The following is an 18122-nucleotide window of genomic DNA, read 5'->3' as shown; positions in this document are numbered from 1 at the left end:
GTCAGGATCCGGAGCCGGGCAGCCGGGACTGCCCACCAGGGCCGGCGAGCCGCCCGTCGCGGGCGGTGGCCAGCCGGCTGGACAGCCCCCACAGCTGCACGAACCCCTTGGCCTGGCTCTGGTCGAAGGTGTCGCCGGTGTCGTAGGTGGCCAGGTTGAAGTCGTACAGGCTGGCGTCGGAGCGCCGGCCGACGACGACCGCGCGGCCGCCGTGCAGCACCAGCCGGACCTCGCCGCTGACGTGGCGCTGGGTCTCGTCGATGAACGCGTCCAGGGCCTGCTTGAGCGGCGAGAACCACAGACCGTCGTAGACCAGCTCACCCCAGCGCTGGTCCACGGTCCGCTTGAACCGGGCCACCTCGCGCTCCACCGTGACGTTCTCCAGCTCCTGGTGGGCCGCGATCAGGGCGATCGCGCCGGGTGCCTCGTACACCTCGCGGCTCTTGATCCCGACGAGCCGGTCCTCGACCATGTCGAGCCGGCCGATGCCCTGCGCGCCGGCCCGCCGGTTCAGCTCCACGACCGCCTGGTACGGGGTGACCGTCTCGCCGTCGACCGCGACCGGCACGCCGGCGTCGAAGGTGATGACGACCTCGTCGGCCTCGCGCGGCGTCGCCGGGTCGGCGGTGTACGCGTACAGGTCCTCGATCGGCGCGTTCCAGATGTCCTCCAGGAAGCCGGTTTCCACGGCCCGACCCCACAGGTTCTGGTCGATCGAGTACGGCGACTTGTGCGACACGTCGATCGGCAGGCCCTTCTCCTCGGCCAACCCGATCGCCTTGTCCCGGGTCCAGGCGAAGTCCCGGGCCGGTGCGATCACCTTCAGCTCGGGTGCGAGTGCACCGATGCCGACCTCGAACCGGACCTGGTCGTTGCCCTTGCCGGTGCAGCCGTGCGACACGACGGTGCCGCCGTGCTTACGGGCCGCCTCGACCAGGTGCTTGACGATCAGCGGCCGGCTCAGCGCCGACACCAGCGGATAGCGGTCCATGTAGAGGGCGTTGGCGCGCAGTGCCGGTACGCAGAAGTCGGCGGCGAACTCGTCACGGGCGTCGATCACCTCGGACTCGACCGCGCCGCAGTCCAGCGCACGCTGCCGGATGACCTCCATGTCCTCGCCGCCCTGGCCGACGTCGACGGCGACCGCGACAACCTCGGCGCCGAGTTCCCCGGCGAGGTACGGGATGGCGACCGACGTGTCCAGGCCGCCGGAGTAGGCGAGTACCACCCGCTCAGTCATGATGCCGTGCTCCTTATTTCGGGTACCGATGTGCGACAGGTCAGGTGGTTGCTGGGCCTGGTGGGGTGGCGGCCCAGGTGGATAGCTTGTCAGCCAGGTCGGCGCCGCCGACCGGGTCGCGGGCGACGACCAGGATGGTGTCGTCGCCGGCGATGGTGCCGACCACCTCCGGCAGGCCGGAGCGGTCGAGCGCGCTGGCCAGGAACTGCGCCGCACCCGGTGGGGTGCGCAGCACGCAGATGTTGGCGCTGGAGTCGACGCCGGTGAGTAGTTCGTGCAGCAGCCGGACCAGCCGGGCCGGGGCCTGCTCGGCCGGACGCAGCGTCGGGTTGCCGTCCTCGGGGATCAGGTAGACCGCCGGGCCGCCGTCGCGGCCTCGAACCTTCACCGCGCCGAGTTCCTCCAGGTCCCGCGACAGTGTCGCCTGGGTGACCTGCATACCGTCGCCGGTGAGCAGCTCGGCCAGCTCGGTCTGCGACCGGATCGCCTTGGCCCGGATCAGCTCGACGATGCGGGCATGTCGGGCGGTACGGGTGGCCGGCCCGGTCATCGGAGCGCACCGCCGCGCCCGGCGTCGTCGCTGCGACCATCGCCGACTGTGTCGCCGTTGGCGGTCTGGGCGAGCAGCCAGGCCAGCAGCGCCTTCTGTGCGTGCAGCCGGTTCTCGGCCTGGTCGAACACGGCACCGTGCCCGCCGTCGAGCACCTCGTCGGTGATCTCCTCGCCCCGGTGCGCAGGCAGGCAGTGCAGCACGATCGCATTCGGCGCGGCGGCGGAGAGCAGGTCGGAGTTCACCTGGTACGGCCAGAACGGGGTACGCCGGTCCTTGCCGTCGGCCTCCTGCCCCATCGACGTCCAGGTGTCGGTGGCGATCACGTCGGCGCCGTCGACCGCCTCCCGGGGATGGCGGATGACCTGCACCGAGCCGCCGGTCCAGGCGGCGATCTCGCCGGCCCGGGCGACGACCACCGGTGACGGGTCGTAGCCGGCCGGGCCGGAGACCCGTACGTGCATGCCGGCGGTCGCCCCGGCCAGCAGGTACGAGTTGGCCATGTTGTTCGCGGCGTCGCCGACGTACGCCAGGGTCCGCCCGGTCGTGCCGCCGCAGTGTTCCCGCACGGTCAGCAGGTCGGCCAGCAGCTGGCAGGGGTGGAAGCCGTCAGTGAGTGCGTTGACCACCGGCACGCTCGCGCCGGCGGCGACCTCGGCGAGCCGCTCGTCGCCGTAGGTGCGCATCACGATAGCCGCGACGTAGCGCGACAGCACCTGGCCGGCGTCGGCCAGGGTCTCGCCGCGACCGAAGTGGGTGGCCTGGGTGTCGACCACGATCGGGTTGCCGCCCAGCTCGGCGATGCCGACGTCGAACGACAGTCGGGTCCGCAGGCTCTGCTTGTCGAACAGCACCGCCACCGAGCGGGGGCCGGCCAGCGGCCGGTGGCCGTACCGGTCGGCCTTCATCTGGGCGGCCAGGTCCAGCACGGCGGCCTGCTCGGCGGGGCTGAGGTCGTCGTCGCGCAGCAGGTGCCGGATCACGAGCCTTCTCCAGTGGTGGTGGCGGCTGCCAGCGCGGCAGGCAACGCGGCGAGGAACCCGTCGGCCTGCTCGGCGGTGAGGATCAGCGGCGGGGCCAGCCGGATCACGTCCGGCTGCGCCGGGTTGACCAGGAAACCGGCGTCGCGCAGCGCGACGGCCACCGCCGGCGCGGCCGGCGCGGTGAGCACGATCCCGAGCAGCAGACCGGCACCGCGTACCCCGGCGACCAGCGGGTGGCCGAGCGCTTCGACGCCGTGACGCAGCTGCTCGCCGACCCGTTTGACGTGGTCCAGTAGCCCTTCGGCGGCGATGGTGCGCAGCACCGCCAGGGCGGCCGCAGCGCAGACCGGGTTACCGCCGAAGGTGCTGCCGTGGCTGCCCGGCGTGAGCAACGCGGCCGGAGTCAGCCGCGCCGCCTGGTCGCCGACCGGCGTGCCCGGGTCGCCGACCTGCGTGTCGGCGAAGGCGATGCAGGCACCGATCGGCAGTCCGCCGCCGAGCCCTTTGGCCAGGGTGACGACGTCCGGGGCGACGCCGTCGGCCTGGTGGGCGAACCAGTGGCCGGTCCGCCCGACCCCGGTCTGCACCTCGTCGAGGGTGAGCAGGGCACCGTGCCGGGTGGTGATCTCCCGGGCGGCGGTCAGGTAGCCCGGCGGCGGCACCACGACACCTGCCTCGCCCTGGATCGGCTCCAGGATGACCATGGCGGTGCGGTCGGTGACGGCGGCGGCGAGCGCGGCCGCGTCGCCGTACGGCACGTGGGTGACCTCACCGGGCAGCGGCCGGAACGGGTCGGACTTGGCCGGCTGCCCGGTCAACGCCAACGCGCCCATCGTGCGGCCGTGGAAGCCGTCGTGGGTGGCGACCACGTGGGTACGCCCGGTCCGGCGGGACAACTTGAACGCCGCCTCGACGGCTTCGGCGCCCGAGTTGCAGAAGAACACCGCGCCGGGTCTGCCGGTCAGCGCCAGCAGCAGTTCGGCCAGGGCGACCGGCGGCTCGGCGACGTACAGGTTGGAGACGTGGCCGAGTGAGCCGATCTGACGGGTGACCGCCTCGACGATCGCCGGGTGGGCGTGGCCGAGCGCGTTGACCGCGATGCCGCCGAGCAGGTCGAGGTAGCGGCGGCCGTCCTCGGCCACGACGGTGGCGCCCTCACCACGGACCAGCGCCAGCGGCGGCGTGCCGTAGTTGTCCATCAACGATGCGGACCAGCGGTCCCGCAGCGAGGCCATTCAGGACTCCCCGTCGTTCGTCGGGTCAGTGACCATGGTGCCGAAGCCTTCGGAGGTGAAGACTTCCAGCAGGGTGGAGTGGGCGACCCGGCCGTCGACCACGTGTGCGGCCGGCACGCCGCCGCGAACCGCCCGTAGGCAGGCCTCCATCTTCGGCACCATGCCGGCGGCGAGGGTCGGCAGCAGGTCGGCCAGGTCGTCGACGCTGATCCGGCTGATCAGGCTGGTGGTGTCGGGCCAGTCGGCGTACAGGCCGGGCACATCGGTGAGGACGACCAGTTTACGGGCCCGCAGCGCGATGGCGAGCGCGGCGGCGGCGGTGTCGGCGTTGAGGTTGTGCAGGACACCATCGACGTCCGGGGCCACCGTGGAGATCACCGGAATCCGGCCGGCGGCGATGATGTCGGCCACCGCCGACGGGTTGACCGTGTCGACATCACCGACCTGGCCGATGTCGACCGGCTCGCCATTGACGTACGCGGGGCGGCGCACGGCGGTGAACAGCCGGGCGTCCTCGCCGGAGAGCCCGACCGCGTACGGCCCGTGCCCGTTGATCAGACCGACGAGTTCCCGGCCGACCTGGCCGACCAGCACCATCCGGACGACGTCCATGGCTTCCGGGGTGGTGACCCGCAGGCCACCCTTGAACTCGCTGGCGATGCCGAGCCGGCGCAGCATGCTGGAGATCTGCGGCCCGCCGCCGTGCACCACGACCGGGCGGATGCCGGCGAACCGCATGAAGACCATGTCGGCGGCGAAGGCCCGCTGCAGCTGCGGGTCGATCATCGCGTTGCCGCCGTACTTGACCACGACGGTCTCGCCGTGGAAACGGGCCAGCCAGGGCAACGCCTCGATCAGCGTGGCGGCCTTGGACTGGGCGACACTGAGGTCACGGCTCAGCTGTTCATGGACGTCGGTCATGTCGAGTACGCCGAGTTCTCGTGCACGTACGCATGCGACAGGTCGTTGGTCCAGATGGTCGCGGTGTCGGTGCCGGCGTGCAGGTCGACGCTGATGTGCACCTGTCGGCCGGTCAGGTCGACCTGGTCGCGGGGCGCGGCGGCGGCCCCGCCACGGCAGATCCACACGTCGTTGATCGCCACGTCAAGCTGATCGGGGTCGAACGCGGCGCTGGTGGTGCCGACCGCCGCGAGGATCCGCCCCCAGTTGGGGTCGTTGCCGAACAGCGCCGTCTTGACCAGGCTGTTGCGGGCCACCGCCCGGCCGACCTCGACCGCGTCGGCCTCGCTGGCCGCGCCGAGCACCTCGATGGCGACCTCCTTGCTGGCGCCTTCGGCGTCGGCGATCAGTTGCCGGGCCAGGTCGGCGCAGGCGGCCGTCACCGCGGCGGTCAGCTCGGCTGGCGTCGGGGTGACCCCGGAAGCACCGCTGGCCAGCATCAGCACGGTGTCGTTGGTCGACAGGCAGCCGTCGGAGTCGAGCCGGTCGAAGGTGGTCCGGCAGGCCTCGCGCAGCGCGGCGTCCAGGTCGGCGGCGGCGGCGAGCGCGTCGGTGGTCAGTACGCAGAGCATGGTGGCCATCGCCGGGGCGAGCATGCCGGCGCCCTTGGCCATCCCGCCGACCTGCCAGCCGGGCCCCTCGATCGTGACGGTCTTCGGCCGGGTGTCGGTCGTCATGATCGCCCCGGCGGCGGCCGGTCCCCCGTCGACGGCCAGCCCGGCGACCACCTGGGTCACCCCGGCGAGGAGCTTGTCCATCGGCAGCCGCTCCCCGATCAGCCCGGTGGAGCAGACCGCGACCTCACCGGCCCCGACATCGAGGCCGGCACCGCCCCCCGTGCCGCCCGCTCTGGTGAGCGTCGCGGCGACGTGTTCGGCGGTGGCGTGGGTGTCCTGGAATCCGGCCGGCCCGGTGCAGGCGTTGGCCCCGCCGGAGTTGAGCACCACCGCCCGCAGCACACCGGCGCGCAGCACCTGCCGGCTCCACAACACCGGTGCGGCCTGCACCCGGTTGGCGGTGAAGACCCCGGCGGCGGCGGTGGCCGGCCCGTCGTTGACGACCAGCGCCACGTCGGCCGCGCCACTGGTCTTGAGCCCAGCGGCCACCCCGCCCGCCCGGAACCCCTTCGGCGCGGTGACGCTCACCTGAGCCGCCTTTCGTTCACGACTGCGGGACTCCGCTGCGCTACATTCCTCGCGCTCACCTGAGCCGCCCTTCGTTCACGACCGCGGGACTCCGCTGCGCTACATTCCTCGCGCTCACGGTGCGACCCCGAGAGCAGTCAGGCCGGTGGTTTCCGGCAGTCCGAGCATCAGGTTCGCGCACTGTACGGCCTGTCCGGCGGCACCCTTGCCGAGGTTGTCGATGGCGCTGGTCACGATCACCCGTCCCGAGTCGATGTCTGTGCCCACCTGCAGGTGGCAGGCATTGGATCCGAGGGTTGCGGCGGTGGCCGGCCAACTGCCGGCGGGCAGCAGGTGTACGAACGGTTCGTCGACGTACGCGGCGGTCAGCGCCTCGCGCGCGGCGGCGGCCGGGTCGGCGACACCGCCCGCTGGGCGGGACGTGACCGTGGCCAGGATGCCGCGCGGCATCGGGGCCAGCACCGGAGTGAGGGAGAGGCTGGTCGCACCGGTCGCCTGCTTGATCTCCGGGACGTGCTGGTGAGCACCTACCTTGTACGGCGACAGGCTGCCCATCACCTCGCTGGCCAGCAGGTGGGTCTTGGCGGCCCGGCCGGCGCCGGAGGTGCCGCTGGCGGCGACCACCACGACATCGGCGGGCTCCACCGCTCCGGCGGCGATCAGCGGAGCGAGCGCCAGGGTGACGGCGACGGCGTAGCAGCCGGTGGCGGCGACCCGGTCGGCGGCGGCGATCCGGTCCCGCTGGCCGGGCAACTCCGGCAGGCCGTACGTCCAGGTGCCGGCGTGCCGGCCGCCGTAGTAGCCGTCCCAGGCGGCGGCGTCGGCCAGCCGGTGGTCGGCGCCGAGGTCGACGACCCTGACCCCGGCCGGCAGGGTGGCGGCGATCGCCGCTGACTCCCCATGCGGCAGGGCCAGGAAGACCAGGTCCGCGTCGGCGAAGCTGGCGGCGTCGGTGCCGACGAAGGTCAGGTCGAGGCCGACCAGATGCGGATGTACGGCGGCGACCGGCGCGCCCGCCTGGCTGTGCGCCGTGGCGGCGACCAGATCCAGTTGGGGGTGCCCGGCGATCAGCCGCAGCAGCTCTCCCCCGGCGTATCCGCTCGCGCCGGCGACGGCGACCCGGATGCCCATACCCACCTCCGCATTTCTATGCAGAGGACGGTATCAGGATGCGCCACTCCTCGACAACCCCCTCCCAAGATCCCGACGATCTTGCACTTATCGATGGACGATTCCGACAAATGCTCTCGATAAGTGCAAGATCGCTGCGGATGGGGGTACGGGATGAAGTGTGACGTCAGTCGACGACTTCGACGTCGCGCCAGAAGGCGACCCGGTCGCGGATCTGGTCGGCCGCCGGCAGCGGCTCCGGGTAGTACCAGACGGCGTCGGCACTGCGCTGACCCTCGTGTTCCAGACTGAGGTAGGAGGCGTCGCCCTTCCACGGGCAGTGGGTGCGCGTCTCCGAGTCACGCACCAGGTCGTCACGCAGCGACGACCGGGGAAAGTAGTGGTTTCCTTCGACGACGACTGTGTCATCGCTCTCGGCGATCACAAGTCCGTTCCAGATGGCCTTCGGCATACCGCCCAGCGTAACCACCACCCGTTCCGGCACGGTCGATGTCGAGAAACGGACAGTCGATCCATCGGTGTCCATTGTCGGCTAGGGTCGGTACAACGATCCTCGGACGCGAAACCACCTCGGGCACCCTGACGATGCGGAGCAGCGGACGTGTCGCAGCCAGCGATCGGGGATGGCTCCTACCTGGCATCGACAGGATGGACAGAGCCTGCTGGCCCGCTACCGGCAGACCCGGCAGCGGTGACCGCGGATCGCGCTAGCCGAACGACGTCGCCCGGAACAGGATCAGCAGGCCCGACGCGGCACCCAGCAGCGCGGCGACGAAGCCAAGACCTTCCCGGACGTGCCGCGCGACAGCCAGGCTCCGGTCCGGCGGCAGCGCTGCGGCCGGCCCGCCCTGACGGTCCCTGGTCAGATTCCGTGGTTGCGCACCGAGCAGCCGCTCGATCTTGTCGAGGCGGTGCAGGTGGCAGCCGACGAGCAGACCTGGCCCCAGGTACGGGCAGTCGCCGTCGCGCCACAGCGGCTCACCGCACCGCGCGGGAATGGCGAGGACCGCGTACGGCAGCCCGACGGTGAGGGTGAGGAACCAGCCCCAGTACGGCTGGCCGGTGGTGAACGCCGCCACCGCCAGCGCGGCGATCGACGCACCGGCGACCAGACGCGTCGTCCGCCATTGAGACATCGTTGCATCCTAGTCGGAGGGTCGAACGACGCTGCGCCTACATCGGACCCATAGCTGATCTGAGACATCCTCAGTGCTTGATGAGCCAAACGGCGGCGGCGAGGCGGGTCAGGTCGGGGGTGGGACCGGCCCGTAGGAGCGCGGCGACGACGGTCGGGGTGCAGTTGCGGGTAGTGGGCGTGCTGGTAGGCGCTGTGGGCGTACCCGATGCGGTGGTGCAGGTCCTCGACGGACGGTGACTGTTGGTCGGGGGTGAGGGTGTCGTAGCGGGCGAGGGCGGCGCGCAGGTGTTCGACGGCGGCCGTGGTGTCGGTGGTGGGTTCGGGTCGGGTTGTGGTGGGGCCGAGGATGACGTCGGGGGTGACGCCGAGGACGGCGGCGACGGTGTGGACGACGGAGATCCGGTCGAGGGAGCGGATGCCGCGTTCGACCTTGTCGACCCACGAGTGGGATTTGCCGATCCGGTCGGCGAAGACCTGTTGGGTGAGGCCACGTCGGGCGCGGAGTTGGGCGACCCGACGGCCGATCGGCAGTGCGGCGATGCGGCGATGCGGCGACGGCCGGGCGCGGTCCTCGGCGCAGGTCGCGGTGGATGGCCTCGGTGGTCTCGCCGCAGCGCGGGCACCACCGGGATCCGACCCGGGATGCTGAACAGGCCGAGCAGAAAGCCGGGCATCAGGCCGGCGATCACGAGCACTCTCACCTTCTGGCGAGGCCGGCGGGCCGGGGCATTGCCGCGCCCCGACCCCCGACCCGTTTCACCGGAATCGGATTCGGGTCACCGCCCGATCCGATGTGCTCAGTTGACCTCAGTCGGATGGTGACAGGAGGGGGTGCGCGTGGCGCGTATCGGTGCGGATCAGTGTCGGGGCAGCCCGCCGGACACCGGGTCCGCTACTGTGCCTGGGAGCGACCACCACGGGTGAAGGATGAGCTGGGCTGGCCCGACGACGGGTTCGACGCCGCGCCAGCGTCCGCCGGTCTGGAACACCGTGGACGGCTGCCGGGCCTTTCAAGCAGCCATGGTCGTGAACGAACCTGAGACAATGACGCACCGACGGATGTTCCTCGCTCTGCTCGCGTCCGCAACCTCGTCGGCGCGCTCGCCCCCTACCGACGCACCCCCGCCGTCCCGCCGCCTCTGCCAGGACGCCAAATACCTCATCGCCATCTGAGGTCACCTGACATCGGGCTGGTCGATGGAGAAGCGTTCGGTCGACGCAACCAGATACATTGGTGAACCTCTATTATTGTCGATCGGCCTGACATCCGGTCCGGCCGATGCACAAGGAGGTGGGCGTGCGTCCCAGCGACAACCGCACCGACTCGGCTGTCACGGTCCGGCGTACCCGATCAGCGGGGCGGGCGGCGGCGTTCAGCGGGGGCGCGGTCCTGGCGATCACGGTCGCGGCCGCGCTCGCCGCGACCGTCGTCGCGACCGCACCATCGGGGCCCTCGGCACACACCGCCCCGGTTGGCTCCGACCGGCCCGCGGCCACCTGGGTCGCCGCGTGGGCGCCGAGCCCGGTCGAGGGCAGCGCCATTGCCTGGTCGGACTGCCCGGCCGGAGACGGGCTCACCGACCAGACCATCCGCAACGTCGCCTTCGTCAGCGCCGGCGGCGCAGCGGTGCGCGTACGGGTCACCAACACGTTCGGCACCCGGGCGTTGAAGGTCGGCCGGGCATCGGTCGCCGTCCAACACGACGGCGCGACCGCCGTCCCCGGCTCGATGCGGGAACTGACCTTCGGCGGCAGCCGTGAGGTCACCGTCGCCGCCGGTGGGCGGGCGCTCAGCGACCCGGTGCAGTTGCGGGTCGCCGCGCTGAGCACCCTGCTGGTCAGCGTGTACGTGCCGGAGCCGACCGGGCCGGTGACCAACCACCCGTTCACCGCCCAGGGCAACCATCTCGCGGCCGGTGACCGGGCCACCGCACCGACCGCCGACGGGTACGCCGACACGCCGTGCTGGATGCTGGTGGACGGGATCGACGTGCGGGCCGGCCGACGGGTCGTCGGCAGCGTCGTCGCGCTGGGCGACTCGATCACCGACACCGCCAGCACCTCCGGCAACGCCAACCAACGCTGGCCGGACCATCTGGCCCGCCGGCTGCACGACCGCCCCGGACCCACCCTGTCGGTGGTGAACGCCGGGCTCGGCGGCAACCGGCTGCTCGCCCCGCGCGACGGCGAACCGTACTGGGGTGTGCCGGCGCTCGCCCGCCTGGAACGCGACGTCTACGCCCAGACCGGGGTACGGGCGGTGATCCTGTTGGAGGGCACCAACGACATCGGCTACAGCGCTCCGGCCGCCGACATCATCGCCGGTTACCAGCAGGTCATCGCGCAGACCCGGGCCCAGGGGCTGCCGATCTTCGGCGGCACCGTGCCGCCGTTCGGCGGCTCGTTTCTGGACACCCCCGAGCGGCAGGAGATCTGGCGCGACGTCAACCACTGGATCCGGACCAGTGGTGCCTTCGACGGCGTGATCGACTTCGCGGCGGCGCTGGGCGACCCGGCCGAACCTACCCGGCTGGCGGCCGCCTACGACAGCGGTGACCATCTGCATCCCAACGACGCCGGCTGCGCGGCGATGGCCGACGCCGCCGACCTCGCCGCACTGCTGCGGCGCTGACCATCGCCGGCGGTCCCGGTCCCGGTCCGCCTGTTGTAACGGCGGACCGGACCGGGAGCCGGGCGTCGCTGCGGTCAGGCGCCGCGCAGGGTGGCGCCGAGCCGTGCGGCGGCCTCGGCGACCGCGCCGTCACGCGCCGCCACCGCCTCCTCGACGGTCAACGTGCGGTCCGGAGCCCGGAACACCAGCTTGTACGCCAGGGACTTGCGCCCGACGCCGAGCTGCTCGCCGGCGTACACATCGAAGAGCCGGACCGATTCGAGCAGCTCGCCGGCACCGGCCGCCAGCGCGGCGCGGACCTGCGCCGCTGGTGTGGCCTCGTCGACGACCAGCGCGACGTCGATCAACGCCGGCGGGAAGCTGGAGAAGTCCGGTGCCGGCACGGCCGGGGCGGCGGGCACCGCGTCCAGATCGAGCTCCACCGCACAGATGCGCCCGGGCAGTTCCATCGTGGCGACGACGGCTGGGTGCAGCTCTCCGGCGTGGCCGACGACGATCCCGTCGACCAGCAACTCGGCGCAGCGGCCGGGATGCCAGGGCGCGTACTCGCCGGCCCGGACTTCGATCCGGTCGGCCGGGATGCCGGCGGCGTCGAGCACGGTCCGGCCGGCTTCGACGGCGTCGGCCCAGCTGGCCGGGCGTCCGGCGCCCCACCAACCACCCGGCTCCACCTCACCGGCCAACACCACGGCGACGTGCCACGGTTGGTGCGGCACGGCGGCGTCGGCGGCGGCGAACACTTCATCGTCGGGCCGGTCGTCGACGCCCATCGCCGGTGGCGCGGCAGCACCCGGCCGGGGCTGGAACACCACGCCGATCTCGTAGAGGGCGACGTCGCGCTGCCCCCGACCGATGTTGCGTCGCAGCGTCGCCAGCAGCGGCGGCAGCAGGCTTGTCCGCAGCAGCGGGTCGGTTTCGGCCAGCGGGTTGGCCAACCGGACCGCGTCGCGGCGCGGGTCGTCGGCGGGCAGACCCAGGTCGTCGGCGGCCTGCGGGGAAACGAACGGGTAGCAGAGCACCTCGGCGTGTCCGGCTTCGGCCAACGCCCGCGCCACCGACCGGCGTCTCCGCTGGGTGGCGGTGAGCCCACGCCCGGCCGGGGCCGGCGGCAACGCGCTGGGCACGTTGTCGTAGCCGGCCAGCCGGACCACCTCCTCGACCAGGTCGGCCGGGTCGGCCAGGTCGGGCCGCCAGCTCGGCGGGGCGACGACCAGCGGCGCGCCACCGTCGTCGGGTGCCGACGCCGCCGAGGTGGCGGTGGCCGCTGCGGTCGCGACGGTGGTGGCGCTGGCCACCCCGGCCCTCGCGCCGATCGCGACGGTGCAGCCGACGGCTTCCAGCAACTCGACGACGCGCTGCGGCGGGTACACCACCCCGACCCGGCGGCCCGGCAGCCCGGCGTCGATGACGATCGGGATCGGCGGGGCGACGTGGTCGATGTCGAGGATCTCCGCGCCGGCCTGCCCACCGGCGTACTCGGTGAGCAGCCGTACGGCGCGGTCGATCGCGATCAGCGGCAGCGCCGGGTCGACGCCGCGTTCCCACCGTTTGGCAGCCTCGCTGAACAGCTTGTGCCGCCGGGCGGTGCGTCCGACCATCACCGGATCCCAGTGCGCGGCCTCGAACAGCACATTGCGGGTGCCGGCGACCACCTCGCTGGTCTCACCGCCCATCACGGCGGCGAGCGAGATCGGCCCGGTGTCGTCGCAGATCACCATGTCCTCGGCGTCGAGGACCCGGGCCACCCCGTCCAGGGTGGTCACCTTCTCCCCCGCGCTCGCCCGGCGTACGACGAGCGCTCCGGCGATCCGGTCGGCGTCGAAGGCGTGCATCGGTTGGCCGAGTTCGAGCATCACGTAGTTGGTGATGTCGACGGCGAGGCTGATGCTGCGTACCCCGGCCGTGGCCAGCCGGCGGACCATCCACTGCGGCGACGGGGCGGTCGGGTCGATGCCCCGGACGACCCTGGCGGCGAACCGGTCACAGCCGACGGTGTCGCGGACCTCGACCGGGTACGCCGGGGTGTCGGTGGCGCCGGGCGCGTCGACCGCCGCCGGGTCGCGCCACGGTACGCCGAGCGCCTGAGCGAGTTCGCGGGCGATGCCGCGTACCGACATGGCGTACCCCCGGTCGGGGGTGATCTCGACGTCGACCACGACGTCGTCGAGGCCGACGACGGGCCGGGCGTCGTCGCCGGGCGCGGCGGTGACGTCCGGGGGCAGCACGATGATGCCGGCGTGGTCGTCGCTGACGCCCAGTTCGCGGGCGGAGCAGATCATGCCGTTGGAGTTACGCCCGTAGGTCTTGCGGGCGCCGATGGCGAACCCGCCGGGCAGCACCCCGCCGGGCAGGATGACGACGACCTTGTCGCCGGGGGCGAAGTTGGTGGCGCCGCAGACGATTTCCTGCGGTTCGCCGGTGCCGTTGGCGGCGCCGACGTCGACCCGGCAGAACCGGATCGGCTTCTTGAAGCCGGTGAGTTCCTCGATCTCGCGGACCTCACCGACGACGAGGGAGCCGGTGACCGAGCCGGCCAGGTCGACGATGGACTCGACTTCGAGACCGAGCCCGACGAGGGCGTCTTCGAGCTGCTGCGCCGTCAGGTCGGCGGGCAGGTCGACGTGTTCGCGCAGCCAGGAGATTGCGACCCGCATGTTCAGACCTCCATCCCGAACGCGCGGGTGAACCGCACGTCGCCTTCCACCATGTCGCGCATGTCGCTGATGCCGTGGCGGAACATCAGGGTGCGTTCGATGCCCATGCCGAACGCGAATCCGGAGTAGACCTCGGGGTCGATGCCGCAGGCCCGCAGCACCCGGGGGTTGACCATGCCGCAGCCGCCCCATTCGACCCAGCGCGGGCCGTCGCGGTGCTGTGGGAACCAGACGTCGAACTCGGCGGACGGCTCGGTGAACGGGAAGTAGTGCGGCCGCCAGCGGGTCCGCGCGTCGGTGCCGAACATCGTCTGGGCGAAGTGGTCGAGGGTGCCCTTGAGGTGTGCCATGGTGATGCCCCGGTCCACCACGAGTCCTTCGACCTGGTGGAACACCGGGGTGTGGGTGGCGTCGAGTTCGTCGGTGCGGTAGACCCGCCCCGGGCAGACCACGTAGATCGGTGGCTGCCGGGTCAGCATGGTGCGGGCCTGCACCGGTGAGGTGTGGGTGCGCAGCACCAGGCCGGGCAGGTCGAGGTGGAAGGTGTCCATCAGCCCGCGGGCCGGGTGGTCGGGGCTGATGTTGAGCGCGTCGAAGTTGGTCCACTCCAGCTCGGCCTCGGGGCCTTCGGCGACCTCGTAGCCCATCCCGACGAACAGGTCACCGATGCGTTCCATCAGGGTGGTCAGCGGGTGCCGGGCGCCGCGTGGGCGGCGGTCGAACGGCAGGGTGACGTCGACGCGTTCCTCGGCGAGGACCCGGCGGGCCCGTTCGGCTTCGAGTTCGACACGGCGGGTGTCGTAAGCGGTCTGGACGGCGGCGCGGGCCTCGTTGACCCGCTTGCCGGCGTCGGACTTGGCGGCCGGCGGCAGGGCCCCGATCTCGCGGCGGGCCAACGAGATGGGGGCACGGTCGCCGATGTGCTGATGACGCAGCGCGGTCAACGCGTCCAGGTCGGCGGCCTCGGTGAACGCCTTTTCGGCGTCGGCGACCGCACCGGCGAGCGCGGCCGGGTCGAGCAGCGCGACCTGCTTCGGATCGTATGGGTCGTTGCGGTAGGTCATGACGTGCGGGCACTCCCTCGCGGCGTGCGGTCACCGGGGCCGATGACCGGCAAGAGTCTACGGACGCGCGGCGCTGCCGCAGCCCGCCGGTGGGCGCGGAGGGGAAACGGGGTGAGTGTCGGTCAGCCCTGCCGCCCGCCGGGACCGGCGGGCCGGATAAACAGCTGACCAGGCGGCACACCGCAACCCCGGCGCCGGTCGTGGCGCATCGGGTGGCTGCTGACGCTCATCACGTGGGCCTTCCTGGGCGCTGTGCTCTGGCCGAAGTGTACAGGCAGACGGCCGCGGCGGCAGCCAGGTTCAGGCTCTCGGCCCGCCCGTACAGCGGCACCCGGACCTGGGCGTCGGCGCGGTCGGCGAGCTCGGCGGGCAGGCCGTGCGCCTCGGTGCCGAACAGCCAGGCGGTGGGTGCGGCCAGCGCCCCGGAGTCGGCAAGGTCGTCGAGGTCGGTGTCGCCGTGCCCGCTGGCGGCGAGGACCCGCAGCCCGGCGGCGCGTAGCGCATCGACAACGGGTGCCGGATCGTCGTGGCGGACCACGTCGAGGTGGTACAGGCTGCCGGCGCTGGCCCGGACGCTTTTGCCGTTGTAGGGGTCGACGGCGGCACCGGCGAAGACCACGGCACCGGCACCGGCGGCGTCGGCGGTACGCAGGACGGTGCCGGCGTTGCCGGGGTCGCGGATCTCGGCGAGGACGGCGACCAGCCCGGGGTGGCGGCGCAGCGCGGTGTCGAGGGGAACGTCAAGGTGGTTGCAGACGGCGACGACGCCCTGTGGGGTGACGGTCTCGGCCAGTGCGGCGAGGGCGTCGTCGTCGACCGTGGAGACGGTGACGCCGACGGCCGCAGCCGTCTCGGCGAGGTCGGCGTGCCGGTGGAGCCCGGCGGCGGTGCCGAACAGTTCCCGGACCGCGCCGGGCGCGGCGAGCGCCTCCCGAACGGACTGCGGGCCTTCGGCGAGGAAGCGCCGCGTGGCGTCACGGTCGCGGCGGCGGTGCAGCCGTCGGGCGGCCACGATCCTGGGCGTACGGGTGGTGAACGGCGCCGCGCTGCCGTGACCGCTGGCTGCGCGGCCGGCCGGGGCATGGCCGAGGCGCCCGGCTGGCCGTGGTGCGGTCATGCCGGGCGCCGCGTTCCGTGCCATGTGCTGATCGGTGCCGTACCTGCTCAGGCTGCCTGAGCCGACGCGCCGCCGGTGCCTTCGGCGGCGACGGCCGCGCGGGCCACCTCGACGAGACCGGCGAACGCGGTGGCGTCGTTGACCGCGAGATCCGCGAGGATCTTCCGGTCGACCTCGACGCCGGCCAACCGCAGGCCTTGGATGAGCCGGTTGTAGGTCATCCCGTTGGCGCGGGCAGCCGCGTTGATCCGGGTGATCCACAGCTGCCGGAAGTCGCCCTTGCGGTCACGACGGTCCCGGTAGGCGTACTGCATCGAGTGCAGCACCTGCTCCTTGGCCTTGCGGTACAGCCGGGAGCGCTGCCCCCGGTAGCCGCTGGCGTCCTCCAGCAGGGTACGGCGCTTCTTCTGGGCGTTTACAGACCGCTTGACGCGTGCCATTTCGCCTACTCCTCAGGGTCAGTGGCGCGCGTCAGCGGCCTAGCAGCTTCTTGATGCGCTTGACGTCGGCCTGGGACACCTCGACGGTGCCGGTGAGCCGACGGGTCCGGGTGGAGGCCTTGCCCTCCAGCAGGTGGCGCTTGCCGGCCTGCTCGGACAGGATCTTGCCCCGGCCGGTCACCTTGACCCGCTTGCCCATGCCGGAGTGGGGCTTCATCTTTGGCATTTGTTGCGTCTCTCCCCTGTCACTCGCCGGTGTTCCCGGCGGGTTCGGCCTCGGCGGCCGACGACACCTCGTCGGTGCCGCCTTCCCGCGGTTCGCGGCCGGGTCCGACCCGGGCCGCGGTGGCTGCGGCCGCAGCGGCCTTGGTGGCCCGGTGCGGGGCCAGCACCATGATCATGTTCCGGCCGTCCTGCTTCGGAGCGGCCTCGACGTACCCCAGGTCCGTGATCTCCGATTCGAGCCGGCGCAGCAGCCGGTAACCCAGCTCCGGACGGCTCTGCTCACGACCACGGAACATGATCGTGACCTTGACCTTGTCGCCAGCCTTGAGGAACCGCACCACGTGACCTTTCTTGGTCTCGTAGTCGTGCGGATCGATCTTGGGCCGAAGCTTCATTTCCTTGATGACGGTCTGCTGCTGGTTCCGCCGCGCTTCGCGCGCCTTCAGTGCGCTCTCGTACTTGAACTTGCCGAAGTCCATGAGCTTGCACACCGGCGGGCGCGCCATGGGCGCAACCTCAACCAGGTCCAGGTCGACGTCCGCGGCCAGCTGCAGGGCGCGCTCGAGTGGGACGATGCCCACCTGCTCACCCTCAGGACCGACCAGTCGGACCTCACGTGCCCGGATCTGCTCGTTCACGCGTGGTTCGACGCTGATGGGGCCTCCTCGAGTCCGTAATCTCCGTGGTGCCGTAACCCCGGGCCGGCCCCCGGTTGGGGACGCCCCGGGAAAGCAGAAGGCCCCGGCAGATGCCAGGGCCTGCTCGACCGGTCAGCGACGCCGTCGACGGCGTCAACCCGGCAGCGGACGCACCGCCGTCAGGTGACCGGACCCGACCGCTGGACATGGAGTCCGCGACACGGGTGGGAGCAGGCGCTCCGCTTTCGCAGCTGCCATCGCTGGCGTCTACTCGAGGAACCTTCCAATAGGAGCGTTTCCCTGAGCAAGCAGCACGACAAAGGCAGCGTGGTCGACAACGCAATGCTACCAGGCCCGGCACACCACCGGGCACCGGACGCCGGTCAACCCGCCTTTGCCGCCCGCTGCGCCTCGGCGTGCAGGGCCCGCAGCGCCCGGACCCCCTCGACGGCGTGTTCCTGGTCGACGACCTGCAGCGCGAGCACCGGCACCCGCTCGTCGTCGGGCAGCTCGATGTTGGCCCAGGCGGCGTCCCGGTCGAACCGGACCGCGACGATCATCTCCCACGGCAGGTCGTACGAACGGAGCACGTTGCGGACCCGCACCCCGCTGGCGTCGGCGGCAACCCGGGGGCGGGTGAACATCAGGATGACGATCGCACCCACCACACCGAGGCCGATCATCGCGGCCTGGTCGCCGCGCTGGAAGCTGCCCAGGTTCTCGCCGGTGGAGCCCCGCAGGCCGAAACTGACCACGGTGAACACCACCAGCAGCGCCGCTGCCAGTGACCAGCACATCACCCGGATCCGGCGGGGCCGCACCACCACCGGGGTGACGACCGGACCGGGCCGCGTCGTCGTCAGCTCATCTGCCACCCGTCGAGTCTGCCACTCCACTCCCCGTTACCTCTCAGTGGGCTTTAGTGAGCGCACGGTTGGTAGTCCTGCCTTGCGGTAGGACGGTCCCGGTC

The 18122-nt window shown here is 72.0% G+C and carries 18 protein-coding genes and 1 pseudogene; 2 read left to right on the top strand and 17 right to left on the bottom strand.

Annotation, left to right across the window (positions count from 1 at the left end; genetic code table 11):
- Position 1: 1 nt before the first annotated feature.
- The 9 genes from ACFHVL_RS27210 to ACFHVL_RS27170 form a co-directional block, all read right to left on the bottom strand.
- Positions 2–1240 (bottom strand): argininosuccinate synthase, encoded by a 1239-nt coding sequence (locus ACFHVL_RS27210; protein WP_416631283.1) that lies wholly within the window; start codon positions 1238–1240, stop codon positions 2–4.
- A gap of 40 nt (positions 1241–1280) precedes the next feature.
- The gene (locus ACFHVL_RS27205; RefSeq protein WP_326553994.1) at positions 1281–1790 is read right to left on the bottom strand and encodes an arginine repressor; all 510 of its coding nucleotides are present in this window, start codon (positions 1788–1790) and stop codon (positions 1281–1283) included.
- Entirely contained in the window at positions 1787–2773 is a 987-nt protein-coding gene (gene argF / locus ACFHVL_RS27200; protein WP_416631282.1) for an ornithine carbamoyltransferase, read from the bottom strand. The genes ACFHVL_RS27205 and argF overlap by 4 nt, the downstream gene beginning before the upstream one ends.
- Positions 2770–4008 carry an acetylornithine transaminase gene (locus ACFHVL_RS27195; protein ID WP_416631281.1) on the bottom strand — a complete coding sequence of 413 codons (1239 nt, stop codon included), beginning with the start codon at positions 4006–4008 and terminating at the stop codon, positions 2770–2772. The genes argF and ACFHVL_RS27195 overlap by 4 nt, the downstream gene beginning before the upstream one ends.
- A complete protein-coding gene (argB, locus tag ACFHVL_RS27190; protein WP_416631280.1) occupies positions 4009–4929 on the bottom strand; it encodes an acetylglutamate kinase in 921 nt (306 codons plus the stop codon). It abuts the gene before it with no gap.
- Complete coding sequence (gene argJ, locus ACFHVL_RS27185; RefSeq protein ID WP_416631279.1) at positions 4926–6113, bottom strand: bifunctional glutamate N-acetyltransferase/amino-acid acetyltransferase ArgJ; 1188 nt, start codon at positions 6111–6113, stop codon at positions 4926–4928. The genes argB and argJ overlap by 4 nt, the downstream gene beginning before the upstream one ends.
- A gap of 114 nt (positions 6114–6227) precedes the next feature.
- Complete coding sequence (gene argC, locus ACFHVL_RS27180; protein WP_416631278.1) at positions 6228–7244, bottom strand: N-acetyl-gamma-glutamyl-phosphate reductase; 1017 nt, start codon at positions 7242–7244, stop codon at positions 6228–6230.
- A 166-nt stretch (positions 7245–7410) separates the two neighbouring features.
- Positions 7411–7695: a DUF427 domain-containing protein gene (locus ACFHVL_RS27175; protein ID WP_416631277.1), complete on the bottom strand. Its 285-nt coding sequence runs from the start codon at positions 7693–7695 to the stop codon at positions 7411–7413.
- Between the two features lie 256 nt (positions 7696–7951).
- Entirely contained in the window at positions 7952–8380 is a 429-nt protein-coding gene (locus tag ACFHVL_RS27170) for a hypothetical protein (protein WP_416631276.1), read from the bottom strand.
- Between the two features lie 80 nt (positions 8381–8460).
- Between ACFHVL_RS27170 and ACFHVL_RS27165 the strand changes: the two genes are divergently transcribed.
- A complete protein-coding gene (locus ACFHVL_RS27165; protein WP_416631275.1) occupies positions 8461–8619 on the top strand; it encodes a hypothetical protein in 159 nt (52 codons plus the stop codon).
- 171 nt (positions 8620–8790) lie between these two features.
- Here ACFHVL_RS27165 and ACFHVL_RS27160 read toward each other — a convergent pair.
- Positions 8791–8907 (bottom strand): annotated as a pseudogene (locus ACFHVL_RS27160) (helix-turn-helix domain-containing protein); the annotation flags it as partial.
- A 772-nt stretch (positions 8908–9679) separates the two neighbouring features.
- Here ACFHVL_RS27160 and ACFHVL_RS27155 point away from each other — a divergent pair.
- Positions 9680–11014, top strand: a complete 1335-nt coding sequence (locus tag ACFHVL_RS27155; RefSeq protein ID WP_416631274.1) for an SGNH/GDSL hydrolase family protein — start codon at positions 9680–9682, stop codon at positions 11012–11014.
- Positions 11015–11088: 74 nt separating this feature from the next.
- Here ACFHVL_RS27155 and ACFHVL_RS27150 read toward each other — a convergent pair whose 3' ends face one another.
- The 7 genes from ACFHVL_RS27150 to ACFHVL_RS27120 all read right to left on the bottom strand — a co-directional run bounded on the left by ACFHVL_RS27150 (position 11089) and on the right by ACFHVL_RS27120 (position 17949).
- The gene (locus ACFHVL_RS27150) at positions 11089–13668 is read right to left on the bottom strand and encodes a phenylalanine--tRNA ligase subunit beta (protein ID WP_416631273.1); all 2580 of its coding nucleotides are present in this window, start codon (positions 13666–13668) and stop codon (positions 11089–11091) included.
- A gap of 2 nt (positions 13669–13670) precedes the next feature.
- Complete coding sequence (locus ACFHVL_RS27145) at positions 13671–14732, bottom strand: phenylalanine--tRNA ligase subunit alpha (RefSeq protein ID WP_416631272.1); 1062 nt, start codon at positions 14730–14732, stop codon at positions 13671–13673.
- A gap of 229 nt (positions 14733–14961) precedes the next feature.
- Positions 14962–15849 (bottom strand): TrmH family RNA methyltransferase, encoded by an 888-nt coding sequence (locus ACFHVL_RS27140; protein WP_416631271.1) that lies wholly within the window; start codon positions 15847–15849, stop codon positions 14962–14964.
- 47 nt (positions 15850–15896) lie between these two features.
- The gene (gene rplT, locus ACFHVL_RS27135; RefSeq protein WP_326554009.1) at positions 15897–16289 is read right to left on the bottom strand and encodes a 50S ribosomal protein L20; all 393 of its coding nucleotides are present in this window, start codon (positions 16287–16289) and stop codon (positions 15897–15899) included.
- A 31-nt stretch (positions 16290–16320) separates the two neighbouring features.
- The gene (gene rpmI, locus ACFHVL_RS27130; RefSeq protein ID WP_326554010.1) at positions 16321–16515 is read right to left on the bottom strand and encodes a 50S ribosomal protein L35; all 195 of its coding nucleotides are present in this window, start codon (positions 16513–16515) and stop codon (positions 16321–16323) included.
- A 19-nt stretch (positions 16516–16534) separates the two neighbouring features.
- Positions 16535–17152 (bottom strand): translation initiation factor IF-3, encoded by a 618-nt coding sequence (infC, locus tag ACFHVL_RS27125; RefSeq protein ID WP_416631270.1) that lies wholly within the window; start codon positions 17150–17152, stop codon positions 16535–16537.
- Between the two features lie 383 nt (positions 17153–17535).
- On the bottom strand, positions 17536–17949 hold the full coding sequence (locus tag ACFHVL_RS27120) for a PH domain-containing protein (RefSeq protein ID WP_416631295.1): 414 nt from the start codon (positions 17947–17949) through the stop codon (positions 17536–17538).
- Positions 17950–18122 lie beyond the last annotated feature (173 nt).

Origin of the sequence: Micromonospora sp. LOL_023, from assembly GCF_048060115.1 — a bacterium.
In the GTDB taxonomy this organism is placed as follows: domain Bacteria; phylum Actinomycetota; class Actinomycetes; order Mycobacteriales; family Micromonosporaceae; genus Micromonospora_E.
This window is presented reverse-complemented; position numbering and strand designations above follow the sequence as displayed.